Origin of the sequence: Hanamia caeni (assembly GCF_003721595.1) — a bacterium.
In the GTDB taxonomy this organism is placed as follows: Bacteria; Bacteroidota; Bacteroidia; order Chitinophagales; family Chitinophagaceae; genus Ginsengibacter; species Ginsengibacter caeni.
In genome coordinates this window covers 1-17,304 of sequence record NZ_RJJR01000030.1, presented here as the reverse complement: position 1 = coordinate 17,304, position 17,304 = coordinate 1, and the positions used below count along the sequence as shown (strand labels likewise).

Annotated in this window: 19 protein-coding genes; 12 read left to right on the top strand and 7 right to left on the bottom strand. The window is 37.9% G+C overall.

The window, feature by feature from the left end; translation table 11 throughout:
* Positions 1-86: 86 nt before the first annotated feature.
* Positions 87-809 (bottom strand): pyridoxine 5'-phosphate synthase, encoded by a 723-nt coding sequence (locus EFY79_RS20995; RefSeq protein ID WP_123122724.1) that lies wholly within the window; start codon positions 807-809, stop codon positions 87-89.
* A gap of 137 nt (positions 810-946) precedes the next feature.
* Here EFY79_RS20995 and EFY79_RS20990 point away from each other — a divergent pair, with 137 nt between their 5' ends.
* The 3 genes from EFY79_RS20990 (at position 947) to EFY79_RS20980 (ending at position 5,052) form a co-directional block, all read left to right on the top strand.
* Positions 947-1,729 (top strand): hypothetical protein, encoded by a 783-nt coding sequence (locus EFY79_RS20990; protein WP_123122723.1) that lies wholly within the window; start codon positions 947-949, stop codon positions 1,727-1,729.
* Between the two features lie 257 nt (positions 1,730-1,986).
* Positions 1,987-3,987: a ribonuclease R gene (rnr, locus tag EFY79_RS20985; protein WP_123122722.1), complete on the top strand. Its 2,001-nt coding sequence runs from the start codon at positions 1,987-1,989 to the stop codon at positions 3,985-3,987.
* 54 nt (positions 3,988-4,041) lie between these two features.
* Positions 4,042-5,052 (top strand): polyprenyl synthetase family protein, encoded by a 1,011-nt coding sequence (locus EFY79_RS20980; protein ID WP_123122721.1) that lies wholly within the window; start codon positions 4,042-4,044, stop codon positions 5,050-5,052.
* A gap of 19 nt (positions 5,053-5,071) precedes the next feature.
* On the opposite strand, the gene EFY79_RS20975 is transcribed toward EFY79_RS20980, so the two are convergent.
* Entirely contained in the window at positions 5,072-5,869 is a 798-nt protein-coding gene (locus EFY79_RS20975) for a 3-keto-disaccharide hydrolase (RefSeq protein WP_123122720.1), read from the bottom strand.
* A gap of 18 nt (positions 5,870-5,887) precedes the next feature.
* The gene (locus EFY79_RS20970; protein WP_123122719.1) at positions 5,888-8,386 is read right to left on the bottom strand and encodes a TonB-dependent receptor; all 2,499 of its coding nucleotides are present in this window, start codon (positions 8,384-8,386) and stop codon (positions 5,888-5,890) included.
* 96 nt (positions 8,387-8,482) lie between these two features.
* On the opposite strand from EFY79_RS20970, the gene EFY79_RS20965 reads away from it, so the two are divergent.
* Positions 8,483-9,316, top strand: coding sequence for a hypothetical protein (locus EFY79_RS20965; RefSeq protein WP_123122718.1), 834 nt, complete (start codon positions 8,483-8,485; stop codon positions 9,314-9,316).
* 58 nt (positions 9,317-9,374) lie between these two features.
* Here EFY79_RS20965 and rpe read toward each other — a convergent pair whose 3' ends face one another.
* From rpe to EFY79_RS20950, 3 genes are all read right to left on the bottom strand, one after another.
* Entirely contained in the window at positions 9,375-10,022 is a 648-nt protein-coding gene (gene rpe, locus EFY79_RS20960) for a ribulose-phosphate 3-epimerase (protein ID WP_123122717.1), read from the bottom strand.
* A 29-nt stretch (positions 10,023-10,051) separates the two neighbouring features.
* Entirely contained in the window at positions 10,052-10,855 is an 804-nt protein-coding gene (locus tag EFY79_RS20955) for a tetratricopeptide repeat protein (RefSeq protein WP_123122716.1), read from the bottom strand.
* Between the two features lie 132 nt (positions 10,856-10,987).
* On the bottom strand, positions 10,988-11,476 hold the full coding sequence (locus EFY79_RS20950; RefSeq protein ID WP_123122726.1) for a metallophosphoesterase family protein: 489 nt from the start codon (positions 11,474-11,476) through the stop codon (positions 10,988-10,990).
* Between the two features lie 368 nt (positions 11,477-11,844).
* On the opposite strand from EFY79_RS20950, the gene EFY79_RS20945 reads away from it, so the two are divergent.
* The gene (locus tag EFY79_RS20945; RefSeq protein ID WP_123122725.1) at positions 11,845-12,249 is read left to right on the top strand and encodes a tudor domain-containing protein; all 405 of its coding nucleotides are present in this window, start codon (positions 11,845-11,847) and stop codon (positions 12,247-12,249) included.
* Between the two features lies 1 nt (position 12,250).
* On the opposite strand, the gene EFY79_RS20940 is transcribed toward EFY79_RS20945, so the two are convergent.
* Positions 12,251-12,925, bottom strand: coding sequence for a hypothetical protein (locus EFY79_RS20940; RefSeq protein WP_148041992.1), 675 nt, complete (start codon positions 12,923-12,925; stop codon positions 12,251-12,253).
* Between the two features lie 103 nt (positions 12,926-13,028).
* Between EFY79_RS20940 and infA the strand changes: the two genes are divergently transcribed.
* The 7 genes from infA (at position 13,029) to rplQ (ending at position 17,182) form a co-directional block, all read left to right on the top strand.
* Positions 13,029-13,247, top strand: a complete 219-nt coding sequence (infA, locus tag EFY79_RS20935) for a translation initiation factor IF-1 (RefSeq protein ID WP_123122714.1) — start codon at positions 13,029-13,031, stop codon at positions 13,245-13,247.
* Positions 13,248-13,284: 37 nt separating this feature from the next.
* The gene (gene ykgO / locus EFY79_RS20930) at positions 13,285-13,401 is read left to right on the top strand and encodes a type B 50S ribosomal protein L36 (RefSeq protein WP_123122713.1); all 117 of its coding nucleotides are present in this window, start codon (positions 13,285-13,287) and stop codon (positions 13,399-13,401) included.
* An 85-nt stretch (positions 13,402-13,486) separates the two neighbouring features.
* Entirely contained in the window at positions 13,487-13,867 is a 381-nt protein-coding gene (gene rpsM, locus EFY79_RS20925) for a 30S ribosomal protein S13 (RefSeq protein WP_123122712.1), read from the top strand.
* A gap of 142 nt (positions 13,868-14,009) precedes the next feature.
* Entirely contained in the window at positions 14,010-14,408 is a 399-nt protein-coding gene (gene rpsK / locus EFY79_RS20920) for a 30S ribosomal protein S11 (RefSeq protein WP_123122711.1), read from the top strand.
* 155 nt (positions 14,409-14,563) lie between these two features.
* On the top strand, positions 14,564-15,169 hold the full coding sequence (gene rpsD, locus EFY79_RS20915; protein WP_123122710.1) for a 30S ribosomal protein S4: 606 nt from the start codon (positions 14,564-14,566) through the stop codon (positions 15,167-15,169).
* Positions 15,170-15,242: 73 nt separating this feature from the next.
* Positions 15,243-16,238, top strand: a complete 996-nt coding sequence (locus tag EFY79_RS20910) for a DNA-directed RNA polymerase subunit alpha (RefSeq protein WP_123122709.1) — start codon at positions 15,243-15,245, stop codon at positions 16,236-16,238.
* A gap of 116 nt (positions 16,239-16,354) precedes the next feature.
* Positions 16,355-17,182, top strand: coding sequence for a 50S ribosomal protein L17 (rplQ, locus tag EFY79_RS22065; RefSeq protein WP_123122708.1), 828 nt, complete (start codon positions 16,355-16,357; stop codon positions 17,180-17,182).
* Positions 17,183-17,304 lie beyond the last annotated feature (122 nt).

Below are 17,304 nucleotides of genomic sequence, written 5' to 3'. Positions count from 1 at the left end.
TACAAATTTCATTTCTTCTGCAAAATTTATCTGGCCTTTTTATCCCCAAACCTTTCCTATTTGTGGATTACTTGGGTTATTAAGGATTAACTAATTAATTGCCTTTTATATAATTGCACGGTGTTTTCCAAACCAAAATATAATGCATCAGATATCAACGCGTGGCCAATAGAAACCTCCAAAAGCCCGGGAATATTTTGTGAAAAATATTTTAGGTTGTGAAGATCAAGATCATGTCCTGCATTTATTCCCAGGCCAAGTTCTACAGCTTTCTGTGCCGCCGCAACATAAGGTGCGATTGCCTTTTCTTTATTTCCTTTTTGAAATTCTTTAGCGTAGCCTTCTGTATAAAGTTCAATCCGGTCAGTACCTGTTTTTTTTGCCCCTTCTACCATTTCAATTACGGGATCAACAAAGATGGAAACCCTAACGCCACCCTTGTGAAAAACGCCAATCATTTCAACAAGATAATCATGATTTTTTACAGTATCCCATCCGTGGTCTGAGGTTATTTGACCTGTTGCATCGGGCACGAGCGTAACCTGATCAGGCTTATTGTCCAGCACCAATCTGACAAATTTATCCTCACGACAGTTTCCTTCAATATTAAATTCAGTGTTGATTATTTTTTTTAATTCAAATACATCTGCGTATCGGATATGCCTTTCATCGGGGCGTGGATGAACCGTAATACCATCTGCCCCGAAGTTCTGAATATCAATGGCAGCCTTTATTACATCAGGATTATTTCCCCCACGCGAGTTCCGCAGCGTAGCAATTTTGTTGATGTTTACTGATAATTTAGTCATAGACGCAATTTACATTGATCTGATTTTAAAAAATTATTAAAAATATTCATATATATTATTATCTTTATTAGCCATCCGGTATCTCCTTAAAACTCTGCCGCTTTCCTGGATTTTATTAACAATTAAATAAATTTAATATGAAACAAATTATTTTGCTTTCAGCAATTACTATTGCTGCTTTTTCCTGTAATCAAAAGCATACAAGAGATTATGCAAAAAATGCAGATGTGCTTGCCGATAATTTAAAGGGCAATGTTAAGCAGACTGTTACCACGGATTATAAAGCCGACAGTTCGGGAAAGATGGGAGAGCAGGATTCATGCTGCGTGCTTACTACGATTTATGATGAAAAGGGATACGCTACTGAATATGAAAATGATGATAAATCAGGAAAAAATAAAGAAATGACAACTGTGAGTCACGATGAAAATGGTAACGTGAAAGATATTAAAAATACAAAGAACGGAAATGCGGTTTCCTCAATCACAGTTATGTCCGATTCTGCAGGGAAATATTCCCAGGCAAAGGAGTATGATTCTGCTAATCACCTTAAATTTTACTACACTGATTTTTCGCAAAACGAATATGGCTTGTTGACAAGTATGAAAAAATACAATGCTGACGGCAGTTTAAGTGAGACGATAGCTTCCAATTATAATAACAGCATTCTGAAAGGGCAGGAGGTGAAGGACAGTGTTGGAAAAGTAATTTACTCTTCAAACGCTAAGTTTGATGATAAAAATCATGTGGTTGAATTTGAGTCAAGAAATGTAAATAAAGATTCAACGGTAAACACGTTTATAAAATATAAATACAACGGTTTTGATGGCCAGGACAACTGGATTGAAAGAACAGAATTTGATAAAAACGGGAAGCCTGTAAAAATTACTAAAAGAGAAATCACCTATTACAAAGAATAGAACCGGGAGGCTTTTTACAGACCGGAAAATATTCAAATAATTTCGGCCTGTGTTTACTTTTATTGCGATAAGGTAACGGTTATGCCTACACGTTTTTAAAGTGATTTTACTAAAAATAAAAATCATCACTACTTATTTGTTTACTGCCAACTTTATGTCGCAGCAGGATAATTCAGTATGGTGTCAATCGTTTTATCTAATTTAGAAAAGAAAAACACGTTTACTTTTGCAGTAAATTAAATACTTTAAGCATTTTTATGGGTAAGAAACCAGGAAAGAAAAAACAGCCTGCCCTTGTAAGGGGGACTTTAGAAATTACAAGGTCTGGCATGGGATACGTGATTGTAGAAGGAAGAGACAATGATTTGCTCATCAGGCCACATGATTTTAATAAAGCAATGGATGGCGATACGGTTCGCGTGAAAGTAAAAGACACGCGTAGTGGAAAGCACGTGGAAGGAGTGATTGAAGAAGTATTGGAAAGAAAGCATACCGAGTTCATTGGAAATATTCTCGTAAGTGAATCATTTGCTTTTTTTACACCGGACAATCAAAAAGCTCTACCTGACTTTTACGTGAGTTTAAAAAATCTTAATGGTGCAAAAAACAATGATAGGGTAGTAGTTAAATTTTTAGGATGGGAAAAAGGCGCTAAAAAGCCTGAAGGTGAGGTTGTGACAATTTTAAAAGGAAAGGATGCCGGGGATCTGGCCATGAAGGAAATTTTAATTCAAAATGGCTTTCCTCTTGAGTTTTCGAAAGAAGTTTTGACGGAAGCCCAAAGTTTAAATGGTACAATAGATGAAAAAAAGTTTTTAAAAAGAAAAGATTATCGCGACGTGCTTACGTTTACGATTGATCCTGCAGACGCGAAGGATTTTGATGATGCACTTTCCATTAAAAAACTGGACGACCATGAATATGAAATTGGAGTGCATATTGCCGACGTGAGCCACTTTGTAACCGATGGATCGGCTTTGGATAAAGAGGCGTATTCACGGGCTACAAGCGTGTATCTTCCCGATCGTGTAGATCCAATGTTGCCTGAAAAGATTTCTAATGAACTGTGCTCATTAAGGCCTAATGAAGATAAATTTACCTTTTCAGTACTTTTTAAAATCAATAGTAAAGGAAAAGTAAAAGATTATTGGATCGGAAAAACATTTATCCATAGTGACCACCGGTTTAATTATGACGAGGTACAGCAGATTATTGAAAGCAAGCAAGGGCTCTATAGCGAAGAAATTTTATTAATTAATTCCCTCGCACGTATTTTCAGAAAGGAGCGCTTTAAAAACGGAGCCATTAATTTTTCCTCAACTGAAATTAAATTCAAGCTTGATGAATCAGGCAAACCCATCGATATCATTGTAAAGGAAAGTAAAGAATCGCACCAATTGGTGGAAGAGTTTATGTTGCTTGCCAATCGCACAGTGGCTTCCCATGTTTCCAAAATAAAAATCGGTAAAGATCCGGTCCCTTTTCCATATCGTGTGCATGATACACCCGATGAAGAAAAGCTGAAACCATTTGTGGCTTTTGCGCGAAAATTCGGTTACAAATTTGACATGAAAAATGAGGAAGAAACTGCAAAATCTTTTAACCAATTAATGATTGATGTTCATGGAAAGCCCGAACAGCACGTGCTTGAGCAACTCGGAATAAGAACGATGGCAAAGGCAGCTTATACCACAACAAACATCGGGCACTATGGCCTGGGGTTTAAAGACTATTGCCATTTTACCTCACCGATACGCCGCTATCCGGATATAATGGTGCACCGTGTGTTGCACGAAATTTTAGAAAACTCAATCCATCCGGATAAAAAAATGGAACAAAAGTGCGTTCACTGTAGCCAGAAAGAAAGAAATGCTATGGAAGCTGAACGCGCAGGCAACAAATACAAACAGGTAGAATTTATGATGGATAAAGTTGGAGAAGAAATGGAAGGTGTTATCAGCGGTGTTTCTTCTTTTGGCTTTTGGGTTGAGACAGTAAACGAAAAATGTGAAGGTCTTGTTTCTATAAAAGACCTGGTCGAATATGATGATTTTCGTCACGATGACGAACAATATGCATTGGCAGGAATTCGCACCGGAAAAAAATTCAGAATGGGCGATAAGGTAAACGTAAAATTGGTGGCTGCAAACCTTGAAAAACGTCAGCTCGATTTTGATTGGATTCCAGGAATCGGAAGCCTGAAGCAAAAAGCAGTATCCTCTAAAAAAAATAAGAAACTCAAAAAATCTAAAAAGTAAATATTTGAAATGAAAACCGTGAATCCATTTCATGGTTGATTAAAAAAAGAAAAAATGAGCATTGCAACCTCACCAAATAAAAATCAGGAAAAAAATGTACTTCAGTCTTTTACTCAGTTGTCTGATATTTTCGAAGAGAAGTTCAGCAGAAGGCATTTTCCGGAAGATCCGCAGCAACTGTATGATGCTTCACAGTATTTACTAACGGTAAGGGGTAAACGAATAAGGCCTGTAATGTGCCTGATGGCTAATGAGATGTTTGAAAAAATAAATGAAGATTCATTCGCAGTTGCTTTTGCAATTGAGCTATTCCACAATTTTACGCTCATTCATGACGACATAATGGATCGCGCGCCGCTAAGGCGCGGAATGGAAACCGTGCATACAAAATATGGAGAATCGACGGCATTACTTGCAGGCGATGTGGTGCTGATAACTGCCTATGAAAATCTTAATTGTATCAACAATAAATATCTTCATTCAATTTTAAACCTCTTTAATTCTACGGCTAAAAAAGTTTGTGAGGGCCAGCAACTTGACATGGAATTTGAAATGCAGCAGCAGGTAAGTTTTGATGATTACGTAAAAATGATTGGATTAAAAACATCGGTTCTGTTAGCGGCGAGTCTGCAAATGGGCGCTATTTTAGGAGGAGCAGGATTGGGAAATCAAGACAATCTTTATGAATTTGGAAAAAACCTGGGAATCGCTTTCCAGATACAGGACGATTACCTGGATGCTTTTGGTGATCCTCAAAAGTTTGGTAAAAAACCGGGCGGCGATATTATGGCTAATAAAAAAACTTTCTTGTGGCTTAGAGCTCTGGAAGCTGCGTCATCACAGCAAAAAAATAAATTATCTGAATTGTTATTGAGGAATGATGAGAATAAAATAGAAGAAATGTTGCAGGTTTATAAATCGTGCAATATAGATGATTGGGCAAAAGAATTAAAGCAAAAGTATTTTGCCCTCGCTATGCGCCACCTTGAAGAAATGGCAGTAGTATCAGCCCGTAAAAAACCACTTTCGCAATTAGCTGAATATTTAATGGATCGGGATGTTTGACATCCCGATCCGGATAATTTTAAAGAAAGGATTGTGCAGAATCCGGTAACGGCCTTACCCAAATATTTCTGAAACTGATGGGAATACTTTTGTCGCCGTGCGCCTGCAGTTTAATAGGTGCAGGTCCGTGTGGGGTGTAAGAAGGATGCCCAATATATAATGTTGGCCCTTTTAGTTCAACATTATTTTGTATCAACACCCCGTTGAAAAATGCAGTTACCTTTGCGGGCGATTTTAATGAGCCATCATCATTGAAACGGGGAGCGGTCCACACCACATCATAACTTTGCCAAACGCCGGGAGGATAATTTGCATTTACCAACGGCGCATATTGTTTGTAAATTGCTCCCGCCTGTCCGTTTACGTAAGTGGAATTTTTATACGAATCAAGAATTTGTAATTCATAACCCGCATCGCCCTTACCTGTGGACGCAAGAAACAGTCCGCTGTTTCCCCTGCCCTGGCCTGAGCCATCAATATTGACAGGTTCTTTCCATTCAATGTGTAGCTGGTAATTAAGAAACGATTGCTTTGTCTGAATGTTACCGCCTTTTTTGTTTACTGTCATCACTCCATTGTGAACATCCCATGCCGCTGGCTTGGTAGTATCATTTGTGGTAACCCATTTTGAGAGGTCTTTTCCATCAAATAAGATGATGGCATCAGAGGGAGCATCTCCGCAGGTTTTGCCCGGAGTAACCACCGGCGGTACGGGCGAATAAAATTCTGTTTCTTCAGGTTTCATTTTTTCCTGTGCATTAGCACTGGTAATTCCTGCTGCTATAAAAGCCAATCCAATCATTAATTTTTTGTTCATTGTTTTTTTATTTTTAATTTAAAATCTGGCAAGCAATTTAAAATTTATAAGCCTTGGCGTTAGTCTTGTTGGTATGCTGAAAGTGTTATTGGCAAAATCTTTTATCAGTTGGTAAGATATCGTATTGGCACGATCTATCAGATTAAAAACTTCAAGGCTTGCCCAGATATTATCAAAGCCACGGAAGGGAGAGTGACTTCTTCTTAATGATTTTTCACTTAGCAACAATGCGCTGAAACCAATGTCTGCCCGAATATATGGTTCAATGATAAGAGCATTTCTATATTTCATGCTGTTAGGAATATTAAAACTCATGTTACTTCCGTAAATCAGGTTTAAATGTACTTTAAAATTTTTGTTAGTACTTAAATAATCCTGTAAAAATAATCCCATCGTCAGCAGCCTGTCGCTTGGCCTTCTTATCCAGCCAATGTTTGTTTTAGTGCTGTCGGCGGCCACCTGGTCTTTTGTTTGCGCGCTGATGATTTCACCTTCTTTATTTTTATAAACATAATAGAAATCATTCTCAATATTTTCTTTCGACTGGCTAATACCAATGCTAAACCAGCTTTCCGCATCTTTCACCAGTTCTGTAAATAACCTTGCCTCAATTCCTGTGGCATAGGCACGCGCATTATTTTCTCCAAAATAAGATACCTGGAGATTATTGATATCATAGGGATCTACATCAGTCAGGGATTTGTAATAAATTTCTGTAGTGAGGCGTATAGGCTTAGTGCCCGCAGTGAGATTGTAATCAAACCCGGCCACATATTGAATGCTTTTCTGGCTCTTTAAATTGGTATTGATTGTTCCGTCAGGCCTTCTCATTTCACGATAAAAAGGCGGCTGATCATATACTCCGGCGGCAGCCTTAAATATGATATCCTGTTTCCAATCTGGCTTAAGACTTAACTGAGCCCGCGGGCTTATCAGAAATTCTTTATTCAATGCATCATAATTAAACCTGACGCCTGCCGCTAACGTTACCTGGTTAGCACCTTTGGAAAGAAAAATATTATCCTGCACGTAACCGCTGTATTTGTTTACGGTTAAGTTTGCTTTCGATTTTAATACAGAGCTCAGGTTGAGTTGATTGGGATTAAATGGCAACGAATATCCTGCACTATCCTGGTATTCCCATTCATTCAGATGGTCGTGAATTATAGAGCGATCAAACGAAAGTCCCCATTGTAAAAAATGTTTACCGGTCTTGAATGTTCCTTTGTGGCTTATATTATAGACGGCTATTTTCAAATCATTTCTTGCATAATTCTGAAAAATTCCTGCACCAAGCGGATTGGTAATTTTTCCGAAATCTGCAGTCGTTTTATCAAAATTTCTTTCTCCAAAAAGATAAGCCCCGGTGATGTCGGTATTTTCGTTTTCGATGTCGCCATACCTGCTGAACATCCATTTTATTTTTAAATTTTTATTCAGATTATGCAGCAGGCTAACCCCTACGAGATTACTTAAATAGCTGTCTTTTTCCTGTCCTTCAAAAAATATATCAAGCCCGATATTAGTGGTATAAAAGGGAGAGACCACAGATGTTGATCTTTGTGCCGATTCGGGAATTAAGGTGAATTGAGAACGCGAAAGAATTCCTAAAACTTCCAATTGCAATTTTTCAGAAAGCTGATAGGTAATATAAGCCTGCAGGTCAGAAGCTGAAGGAATATAATTGCCCTTCGTCTCCTGGCTGCTTAATAAATTCCTGTTGGTTTTGCTTCGTGCTCCGAGAAGCCAGGAAAGCTTTTTGTTTTTTGAAAGCCCTTCCAAATGCAATCCTTGTTCCAAAAGGCTTATATAAACTGACCCGCCGAATGCGACAGGCTTTTTATACTGTATATCCAAAACGCTGCTGGTTTTATCGCCATATTTGGCCGGAAATCCGCCGGTATAAAAATCAATATTTTTGACCAGCGCAGGATTGATAAAACTCAGGCCTTCCTGTTGACCATTAGTTACCAGGTAAGGCCGGTAAATTTCAAAATCGTTAATGTAGATGAGGTTCTCATCATAGTTGCCGCCTCTTACCGAATACGACGAAGTGAGTTCATTATTGCTGCCCACGAGCGTTTTTATCACACCTTCTACGCCGCTGGTAGCGCCTGGCGAAGTGATAGCGCTTTTCGGATTTATTTTGATAAGCCCGGTTTCCTTCCTTTCTTTTTCATCACTAATGACTACGGTTTCAAGCGTTTTACTATTTCGTGTAAGCCTCACCGTTAGTTGCTCCTGTTCGCCGGGGCTGAGATAAAAATTTTTTTGAACTTCCTGAAACCCTGTGTGTGAAAAAACAAGAGCAAATGCTTTTTCTGCCGGCACTTCAATTTCAAATCTGCCTGAATCTGACGACTGAATTCCGTTTTGTTTGCCCAGTATGGATATGGTAACAGCCCCGACCGGGTCTTCATTTTCATCAATGATTTTTCCGGATACGGTTGCAGTTTTCTTTTGGCAAAAAGAAGCGAGGGTTGATAAAAGAAGGAAGATAACAATCGTTAATCTCATAAAGTGAAGATAATATTTTAAGAAATATTCTTCATTGTTTAGCATGATAAATACTGATTAGTTGAAACTTCATCACCGTTTTATTATTTTTGAAAAATGCGCAAATTCATTTTACTCTTCTTAATTGTAGCCGCACTTTTTTCAAACTGTGGGGAACCATCACAGGATAAAAACGAAAAACTCATTGACAACGCTTCAGAGATACCTGATACTTTTCATTTACTAAGCCAGTATTGGGAATTGAAGGACGCGGACAATCCAACATCGAAGGATATTTCATTTACGGCTGATGATGGCGCTGAATATGTATCAGGGCTAGTCTTGATGACAGACTCAACCGTTCTGGAAAATCCGGTTGGTGAAATGACATATGGAAAATACGATTTAAAAGGAAATACAATTTCAGTAAATTTTGACGATAAAAGAAAAGCTATCTACCTCATCGACCAAATTAACAAAGAGCAACTTGTATTATCAAGAACTGAAAAAAAACACACTTCAAAACTTACTTACAAAGCCACAAGTACCCAGTGGCCTAACAGCGATAAAAATCCTTTTAGCCGACAAAATTACCAGTGGAGTAAAAAGCCAGTTACACCTGAAAGTGATGAGCAAATAAAAAGCCGGGTAAAAGGCTATGTGCAATTTTGCGCGTATTATTTTCAAGGATTTTTAAATGGCAATGCGGCGCAAATTGATTTTAATGCGCTGCCCACCTGCCTTAACTGGTATCAGGGCGGTATTTCGATTGAAAACGAAGACAAGCTAAATCCAAAATGGGGCCATTGCTTTTATTCTAAAGAGCAGGCTTATAAGGGAAGGCAAATGCTGGAAGATGTGATTGTGAAAAAATACAAATGGGATGAAAAAGAAACCAATTGGATGAAACAAATAGTTCCGGTATTGCAACAGATACATGATAATTTATAAAGGCGAATGAAAATAAAAATCTAAGTTATTTGTGCTTTTACTATGATTCAATCACTTTTTACAAATTCTTCATTTTTTCAATAGTCTCCAAAGGATTTTCAGATTTGAAAACAGAACTTCCGGCTACCAAAATATCCGCACCGGCTTGCAATATTTCAGCAGCATTATCAAGCGATATTCCGCCATCTACCTCAATTTTGGCAGAAGATGCTGTGTTTTTTATCAGGGCTTTCAGTTCTGCAATTTTAGCCAGGGAATGAGGAATAAATGATTGTCCGCCAAAACCAGGGTTTACGCTCATCACCAACACCATATCCACATCGCGTATGATATCCTGCAGAAGAAATACAGGTGTGGCAGGGTTGATAGCTACGCCAGCCTTCATTCCCAGCGATTGTATTTGTTGAATATTTCTATGTAAATGAGGGCATGCTTCCAGGTGAACAGTCAGGCTGTTTGCACCTGCTTCTTTAAATTCCTCCACATATTTTTCAGGTTCCACAATCATAAGATGTACATCAAAAAACTTAGTAGTCATCTTTCGCAATTGTGTTATAACAGACATTCCAAAGCTGATGTTGGGTACAAAACGTCCATCCATTACATCAAGATGAAACCAATCAGCTTTGCTTTCATTAAGCATTTGGCATTCTTTTTCAAGATGTAAGAAATCAGAAGCTAAAAGCGATGGAGCAATAATTGGCATTTGAATAATTTATAGTGAAGATAATAACTCTATTTTTCCTGCTGAAGCCTTTTAAGGGCTTTGCGTGCTTCTATAAAATCTTTATCGTACAGCAACGCATTCTGGTAACTTTGGATGGCTTCATTTTTTTCATTTAATTTTTCATAACATTTTCCCATCCAATAATATCCTTCGTCGAAATTATTTTGAAGTGTAACCCCACGGCTTAAAACTTTTATCGCCTCTTCATATTTTTTTTCCTGGTACAATGCAATTCCTTTTTCACGGTAAGCATACATGTAAGTGAAATCAAGGTTAAGGCAACTGTCTAAATACACAATTGCCTTCTTCGGGTCATTCAGATAGTTATAATAAAGCCCCTTTATAAAATAAGCGTCTTTGCCATGTTTTTCTTTATTGCTGCGAAGCAGATTATCTGCAATTTGTAAGGCTTTTTGATTTTTGATTTCTGCAAGTACAGTCCCCAAAGCCACAAGATACTCAGGCAGCGGATAAATATCAATTGCGTGTTGCAAGGCATTTGCTGCGCTTAGCGTATCATTATTTTCAAAATACAAAGTAGCTTTTATATTCCATAAGTAAGCGCTGGTGCTGTCTTTCGCAATTTCTTTGTCTACTATGGCAATTGCAGAATCATATGCTCCTTCGTTTCTGTAGGCTTCAATTAAATTCTGTTTCAAAATCAGGGAATCAGGATACTCTCTGATTGCATTCTTAATAGCCTCTATCGAAGTAGAATCCGTTGGGGGAGATACTTTTTTTTCTTTCGGATTGCATGATGCAAAAAGAAAAATAATGCCAGCTATAAAATAAAATAATTTTGATCGAAGCATGTTGCAAATGTACTGTTCAGGATTATTAATTGGATTAAGAGCGGGGGATAAAAAATTTTATTGTAGTTAAATTATTGAATTTGTGTTATTGCTGTAATGCACATTTTCACATTTTTGAATTTTCACATTCATTTAATTCAACTCAATCACCTCGCAATCTTTAATATCGTTTCCCTCAATGGCAAAACGAACAAGCGTCCTCACTTTTTGCCAGCCCTGCTTGCCGGCAGCGCCCGGGTTGATATGAAGGCAATTCAATTTATCATCATACATGATCTTTAAAATATGCGAGTGGCCGCTTATAAAGAGTTGCGGCTTATGAATCAAAATTTCTTTTTTCGTTTCAGGATTATAGCGCGGAAGATAACCGCCGATATGCCGCATCATCACTTTCACTTTTTCACATTTGAAAACTAACTGCTCAGGGTAAACGCTTTTGATATCATAACCATCAATATTTCCGTAAACTCCTTTCAAAGGCTTAAAAGAATTTAATTCATTGGCAATTTCAACGTTGCCAAAATCTCCGGCATGCCATATTTCATCGCAATTTTTAAAATGCTCAAATACCGTCGGGTCTAGGTAACTATGAGTGTCTGATATAAGGCCGATGTGTGTCAAAAGAAGGATTTTTGATGGTGCCAAATTAATCATTGAAAAGATTGCATTGAAATATTTCTTCTTCTAACCAAATCTCTATTGCTATCACTTTTAAAAAATATAAATTCTGTTTATTTGCTCGTTTGCTGTAGGAAAATATAAATTTTTTTTCGTTTAAGCATAACCGTTATAAATAGTTTTTTAATATCTCCATTTCTTGCGGGGAGCCTCCGAAAAAAATCTTCAATCAATAATGATTTTTTTTTGAACCTAAGTAATCACGCTTTAGAATGGCCGAGTTGCAAACAGCCTCATCGGAGAAGCCAATTTGGGAATTTGCCAATTGGCTAATTAATTTTTTTCCTAAATTGAGCAAAAATTATTTCAATATGATAAAATTTAGTGAGCTAAAAAAAGGCGATTATGTCCTTGCACAATCCGACGGGCAAGCTTGGAGGGCCGAGGTGGTGGATTTTAATAATGACGAAAAAGAAGTGTGTGTAAATAACGGCGTTCAGGATTTATATTTTATGCCGGAAAACCTTTTCCCTTTACCTGTAGACGAAGAGCAATTGCTAAAATTGAAATTTACCAAACATGTAAATGATGATGGTTCGGTGAAATACATGAAGGGAGCTTTTCGTATTCAAACACATAAACAAGACGATTTTTCTCAGTTTGAAATGTGGTACCGTGATGAAAAACGGATAATGACACATGCCATACCTATGCATGTTTTACAAAATCATTACTTGGCCATGACCAAAGTTCACCTTACTGATGATGTGATTTAAATCATTTCAAATCGGCGCTCATTAACTCAGTCTTAAAGTTCACTTGCTTAACAATTCCTAAGAAGTTTAATTCGACAGCAGTGGTATTTTCTATCAACCCATAACCAGGTGCATAATAGCTATCTATGCTTGAGGCTAAGGCCGTGGAAGGTATTGCTGCAGAAGATAGGGAAGTGGAAACGTGGTAAACATTGGAGTAGTCCTTTCCATTAACGGTTTTTGTAATCCCTGTTTCTTCAACTTTATTTTGAACGGTTAATTGTATGGTAGTTCCCGGCAGTTCCTGAATGTTCAAATTAAAATCCTGCTTCCATGTATCGTTTTTTGCGGCATTGTCTTTTAAATACAATCTTTGGATATTTACGCCGCCCGTAATAGGAATAGAATCGTATTGATAATATTCGTGGCCATCCATGCCAAGGTATCCGTTTCCTCCATAGGAATAAGTATAAACATGGTATTTTCTTGATTCTATCGTAGTATCATTAGCTGTAGAAGTAATAGTATAATCGGATGTGGAATTGTTATTTGCCATATCGGTTTGCCGATAGGTCCAGGTGCTACCCGCATTGGTATTAATATATGTTTCGGTTGAGGGTGTGTTCTTCGGAGCGTCATCCTTCTTGCAGGAAGAAAAAACAAATAAAAAGGCTAAAAATATCAGAGGAGCTTTCATTTTCTTAAATTTGGGTTTTGCAAATATAAAAAGATGGATTTGAAAGGGCATATTTTTTTTAAAATTAAATTTTTAAGCCTATCTTTGCGCCTCCAAAAATATTATGGCCAAGCAAGCATTAATAAAACAAGATGGAACCATCCTGGAAGCCTTATCCAACGCGATGTTCAGGGTGAAGCTTGAGAATGGGCATGAAATTTTGGCGACAATTTCCGGAAAGATGCGGATGCATTATATCCGGATTTTGCCCGGCGACAAAGTAGGTGTTGAAATGAGCCCTTACGATTTGTCAAGGGGACGCATCATTTTCAGATATAGATAACAAACTTTTCACAGATTAAAAAAATAAAGTTGATATTATGAAAGTAAGGGCTGCAATAAAGAAGAGAAGCGCTGATTGCAAAATCGTGAGGAGGAAAGGAAGATTGTACGTGATTAACAAAAAAAATCCGCGTTACAAACAAAGACAAGGATAAATGCCGAAAGCTGAATGCCGGATGCGAAACGCTGAAGGCTGACGGTAAATTAAAATAAATTAATAATTAATAATCAATAATTTTTATGGCGCGCATTGCCGGTATAGATTTACCCAAAAATAAAAGAGGCGAAATTGGACTTACCTATATATATGGTATTGGAAAATCTACTGCCCGTTACATTTTAGAAAAGGCTAACGTTGATTTTGATAAAAAAGTGAACGAGTGGAATGATGATGAACAAACAGCTATCCGTAATATTATCAGTAACGAAATTAAAACCGAGGGTGCATTACGCAGTGAAGTTCAGACAAATATTAAAAGATTGTTAGACATCGCCTGCTATCGCGGATTGAGGCATCGTAAAGGTTTGCCACTACGCGGACAGCGCACCAGGACAAATAGCCGCACGCGCAAAGGAAAGCGTAAAACCGTTGCCGGAAAGAAAAAGGCACCTAAGAAATAATTTTGCTGAATGCTAAAAGCAAAAAGTAAAAAATGGCTTATTTTTTTGAATCAATACCAGATATCTTAAAGCCGGAAGGAGGGTTGATTCAGTCTGCCGAGGGGCGGAAAAACATTTTAAAGATTACCTATCAGAATTTATTATGGCAAAATCAACCAATGCAAAAACAACTTCAAAAAAGAGAGTTGTAAAAGTTGAACCCTATGGAGAAGCGCACATCGTAGCAAGTTTCAACAACATTATCATTAGTTTAACCAATAAGCAGGGCCAGGTAATATCCTGGTCATCCGCTGGTAAAATGGGTTTCAGAGGTTCCAAAAAGAATACACCCTATGCGGCCCAGATGGCTGCTGCAGATGCCGCAAAGGTAGCTACAGATGCAGGTTTGAAGCGCGTGGATGTATATGTAAAAGGACCTGGTTCCGGTCGTGAAGGAGCTATCCGGTCATTATCTCAATCTGGAATCGAGGTGGTAATGATTAAAGACATTACTCCACTGCCTCACAATGGTTGCCGCCCCCCTAAAAAGAGAAGAGTTTAATTATTTCTGATTTAGGAGGTAAGGATTTCGATTTATGTTAAAACCAGAAATCAGAAATTAACAAATCAGAATCAAAATATATTTCATAACCGGGTGCATTATTAATTTTAGATTTTTAATGATGATGCACCGACACTAAAAAATCAACAACAAATATGGCTCGTTACACAGGACCAAAAACCAAAATCTCCCGCATATTTGGAGAGCCTATCACAGGAAATGGTAAATGGTTAACAAAAAACAGTAATCCTCCGGGAATGCACGGAGCAGCAAGAAAACGCAAAAGCCTCGGAGAATATGCGCTTCAGCTTCGCGAAAAGCAAAAAGCTAAATATACTTACGGCTTGCTGGAAAAGCAATTTCATAATACTTTTAATGAAGCTGCACGTCGTAAAGGAGTAACCGGTGAACAATTAATCAAATTGCTCGAAGCCAGGTTGGATAACACTGTTTACCGCCTCGGAATTGCTCCAAGTCGCCAGGCAGCCCGTCAATTAGTCTCTCACAAACACGTAACCGTAAATGGGGAAGTGGTAAACATTCCTTCTTTTTCATTAAAACCCGGAGATGTGATTGGCCTGAAAGATAAGGCAGCTCATAATTCTTCTATTACTTCCAACATTCGCCCCAAAAATCCAAAATTCAACTGGCTTGAATTTAATGAAGGGGAAATGAGGGGTACTTTTATTGCCTACCCTGAAAGAGAAAGTGTTCCCGAAAATATTAAGGAATCGCTCATTGTCGAATTGTATAGTAAGTAATATTGACTAAGGACAATGTCGAAAGTCGAAGGAAGAAAACAAAAATTCAATCAAATAAAACAAAATAAATAAAATGGCCATTTTAAATTTTGTAAAACCAGACAAAATTGTTCTTCAAAAAAGCACGGATTTCGAAGCACAATTTGAATTTCGTCCGTTAGAACCGGGCTATGGTGTTACCATTGGGAATGCTCTTCGCAGGGTATTACTTAATTCTTTGGAAGGTTATGCAATCGTAGGTATCAGCATCGCTGGCGCCGACCATGAATTTGCAACAATAAAAGGTATTACAGAAGACGTAACTGAAATTATTCTTAATCTTAAACAGGTCCGTTTTAAAAAGAAAACTGACCAGGATAGCGGAACAGAAAAGATCAGTTTGTCTTTGAAAAATAAAACAGAATTTACTGCAGGCATGATTGGCGAAGCTTCTCCTGCTTTTGAAGTAATGAACCCGGATCTTTTGATATGCACTATGGACACTTCTGCCAAGCTCGATATCGAGATTACCATCGCAAAAGGCCGTGGATACGTGCCGGCAGAAGAAAATAAAGAAAAGAGCACTCACTTCGGATATATTCCTATCGATGCTATTTATACACCTATCAAAAATGTAAAATACAGTATTGAAAATACCAGGGTGGAGCAAAGAACAGACTTTGAAAAGCTCGTTATGGATGTGGTGACAGACGGTACTATCCATCCTGAAGAAGCTGTAAAGCAGGCTTCAAGAATCCTGATTCAGCACCTGATGATTATTACTGACGAAAATATCACTTTCGATAATAAAGAAGAAAAGAAAGAAGATATGGTGGATGAGCAGACCTTGCAATTAAGAAAGGTATTGAAAACACCGTTGGAGGATTTGGATCTTTCTGTAAGAGCATTCAACTGTCTGAAAGCCGCTAAAATTAATTCCCTGAGCGAATTGGTTCAATACGAACAGGAAGATTTAATGAAATTCAGAAACTTTGGACAGAAGTCATTAAGTGAAATTGAACAGGTGTTAAACGAAAGAGGCTTGGGATTTGGATTAGACCTTAGCAAAATAAAATTAGACGAAGAATAATTAATTAGCTAATTAGCTGATTAGCTGATTAGCCGATTAAACACATTAGCTGATTAGCACATTAATTAATTAAATCCTGTAATTCCTGACACGGTACAGGGTAAAAAAACAAAGTCATGCGTCACGGAGATAAAATCAACAATTTAGGCAGAACGGCCAGCCATAGAAATGCGCTTTTAATCAACCTCACCTGCCAGCTTTTTCAACATAAACATATTGTTACTACACTGGCTAAGGCAAAAGCTTTGCGCCCCTTTGTAGAGCCACTTATCACTAAATCAAAAGAAAATACTACTCATCAACGTCGTATTGTATTTAGCCGTTTGGGCGATAAAAACGCGGTTAAGGAATTATTCGATGTAATAAGTCCAAAAATCGCATCCCGTCCCGGAGGCTATACGAGAGTGATTAAACTGGGTAAAAGAGTAGGGGATAATGCAGAATTGGCTATGATAGAATTAGTGGATTATAACGAAATTTACGGTAAGGGGATTGGCGAAACTGCCGCTCCCGTAAAAAGGACACGTCGCTCGGGTAAAGGTAAAAAGTCCACTGCTGATACAGATAATATTCAGTCAAAAGATGAAGCTTCTGCAAAGAGGGCTAAGGCTGATGCGGAAAGCGCTCCAAAAGAAACAGTTGCGGAGCCTGCTGCTGAATTAGCAACATCTGCAAAACCCTCAAAAAAGGAAGTTGCTGATGATCTGACAAAAATTGAAGGCATTGGCCCAAAAGTATCAGAGGCGCTTCATGAGGCTGGAATTAATTCTTTTGTCAAGTTAGCAGAATCTAAAGCGGAGGATGTTAAAGAAATTTTAGAAAAAGCAGAAGGCAATTTTAATGCCCAGGACCCGGCAAGCTGGCCAGAACAGGCACAGCTGGCAGCTGAGGGAAAATGGGATGAATTAAAAGAATTGCAGGATAAGTTAAGCGCCGGAAAATAATACACTTTTGTTTTAGAAATATATCTCAGAGGCCGTCTCAAAATAAATTTTGGGATGGCCTTTTTAATTTCGGTTTAACAATATGACTTAGGACTTCAAAGTCAACTTTGTTTTTTAGAAGT

Excerpts from the sequence above, each read along its gene's own strand:
- EFY79_RS20995 (WP_123122724.1), bottom strand. The coding sequence starts at position 809 with ATGACTAAATTATCAGTAAACATCAACAAAATTGCTACGCTGCGGAAC.
- EFY79_RS20990 (WP_123122723.1), top strand. The coding sequence starts at position 947 with ATGAAACAAATTATTTTGCTTTCAGCAATTACTATTGCTGCTTTTTCC.
- rnr (WP_123122722.1), top strand. The coding sequence starts at position 1,987 with ATGGGTAAGAAACCAGGAAAGAAAAAACAGCCTGCCCTTGTAAGGGGG.
- EFY79_RS20980 (WP_123122721.1), top strand. The coding sequence starts at position 4,042 with ATGAGCATTGCAACCTCACCAAATAAAAATCAGGAAAAAAATGTACTT.
- EFY79_RS20975 (WP_123122720.1), bottom strand. The coding sequence starts at position 5,869 with ATGAACAAAAAATTAATGATTGGATTGGCTTTTATAGCAGCAGGAATT.
- EFY79_RS20970 (WP_123122719.1), bottom strand. The coding sequence starts at position 8,386 with ATGAGATTAACGATTGTTATCTTCCTTCTTTTATCAACCCTCGCTTCT.
- EFY79_RS20965 (WP_123122718.1), top strand. The coding sequence starts at position 8,483 with ATGCGCAAATTCATTTTACTCTTCTTAATTGTAGCCGCACTTTTTTCA.
- rpe (WP_123122717.1), bottom strand. The coding sequence starts at position 10,022 with ATGCCAATTATTGCTCCATCGCTTTTAGCTTCTGATTTCTTACATCTT.
- EFY79_RS20955 (WP_123122716.1), bottom strand. The coding sequence starts at position 10,855 with ATGCTTCGATCAAAATTATTTTATTTTATAGCTGGCATTATTTTTCTT.
- EFY79_RS20945 (WP_123122725.1), top strand. The coding sequence starts at position 11,845 with ATGATAAAATTTAGTGAGCTAAAAAAAGGCGATTATGTCCTTGCACAA.
- EFY79_RS20940 (WP_148041992.1), bottom strand. The coding sequence starts at position 12,925 with ATGAAAGCTCCTCTGATATTTTTAGCCTTTTTATTTGTTTTTTCTTCC.
- infA (WP_123122714.1), top strand. The coding sequence starts at position 13,029 with ATGGCCAAGCAAGCATTAATAAAACAAGATGGAACCATCCTGGAAGCC.
- ykgO (WP_123122713.1), top strand. The coding sequence starts at position 13,285 with ATGAAAGTAAGGGCTGCAATAAAGAAGAGAAGCGCTGATTGCAAAATC.
- rpsM (WP_123122712.1), top strand. The coding sequence starts at position 13,487 with ATGGCGCGCATTGCCGGTATAGATTTACCCAAAAATAAAAGAGGCGAA.
- rpsK (WP_123122711.1), top strand. The coding sequence starts at position 14,010 with ATGGCAAAATCAACCAATGCAAAAACAACTTCAAAAAAGAGAGTTGTA.
- rpsD (WP_123122710.1), top strand. The coding sequence starts at position 14,564 with ATGGCTCGTTACACAGGACCAAAAACCAAAATCTCCCGCATATTTGGA.
- EFY79_RS20910 (WP_123122709.1), top strand. The coding sequence starts at position 15,243 with ATGGCCATTTTAAATTTTGTAAAACCAGACAAAATTGTTCTTCAAAAA.
- rplQ (WP_123122708.1), top strand. The coding sequence starts at position 16,355 with ATGCGTCACGGAGATAAAATCAACAATTTAGGCAGAACGGCCAGCCAT.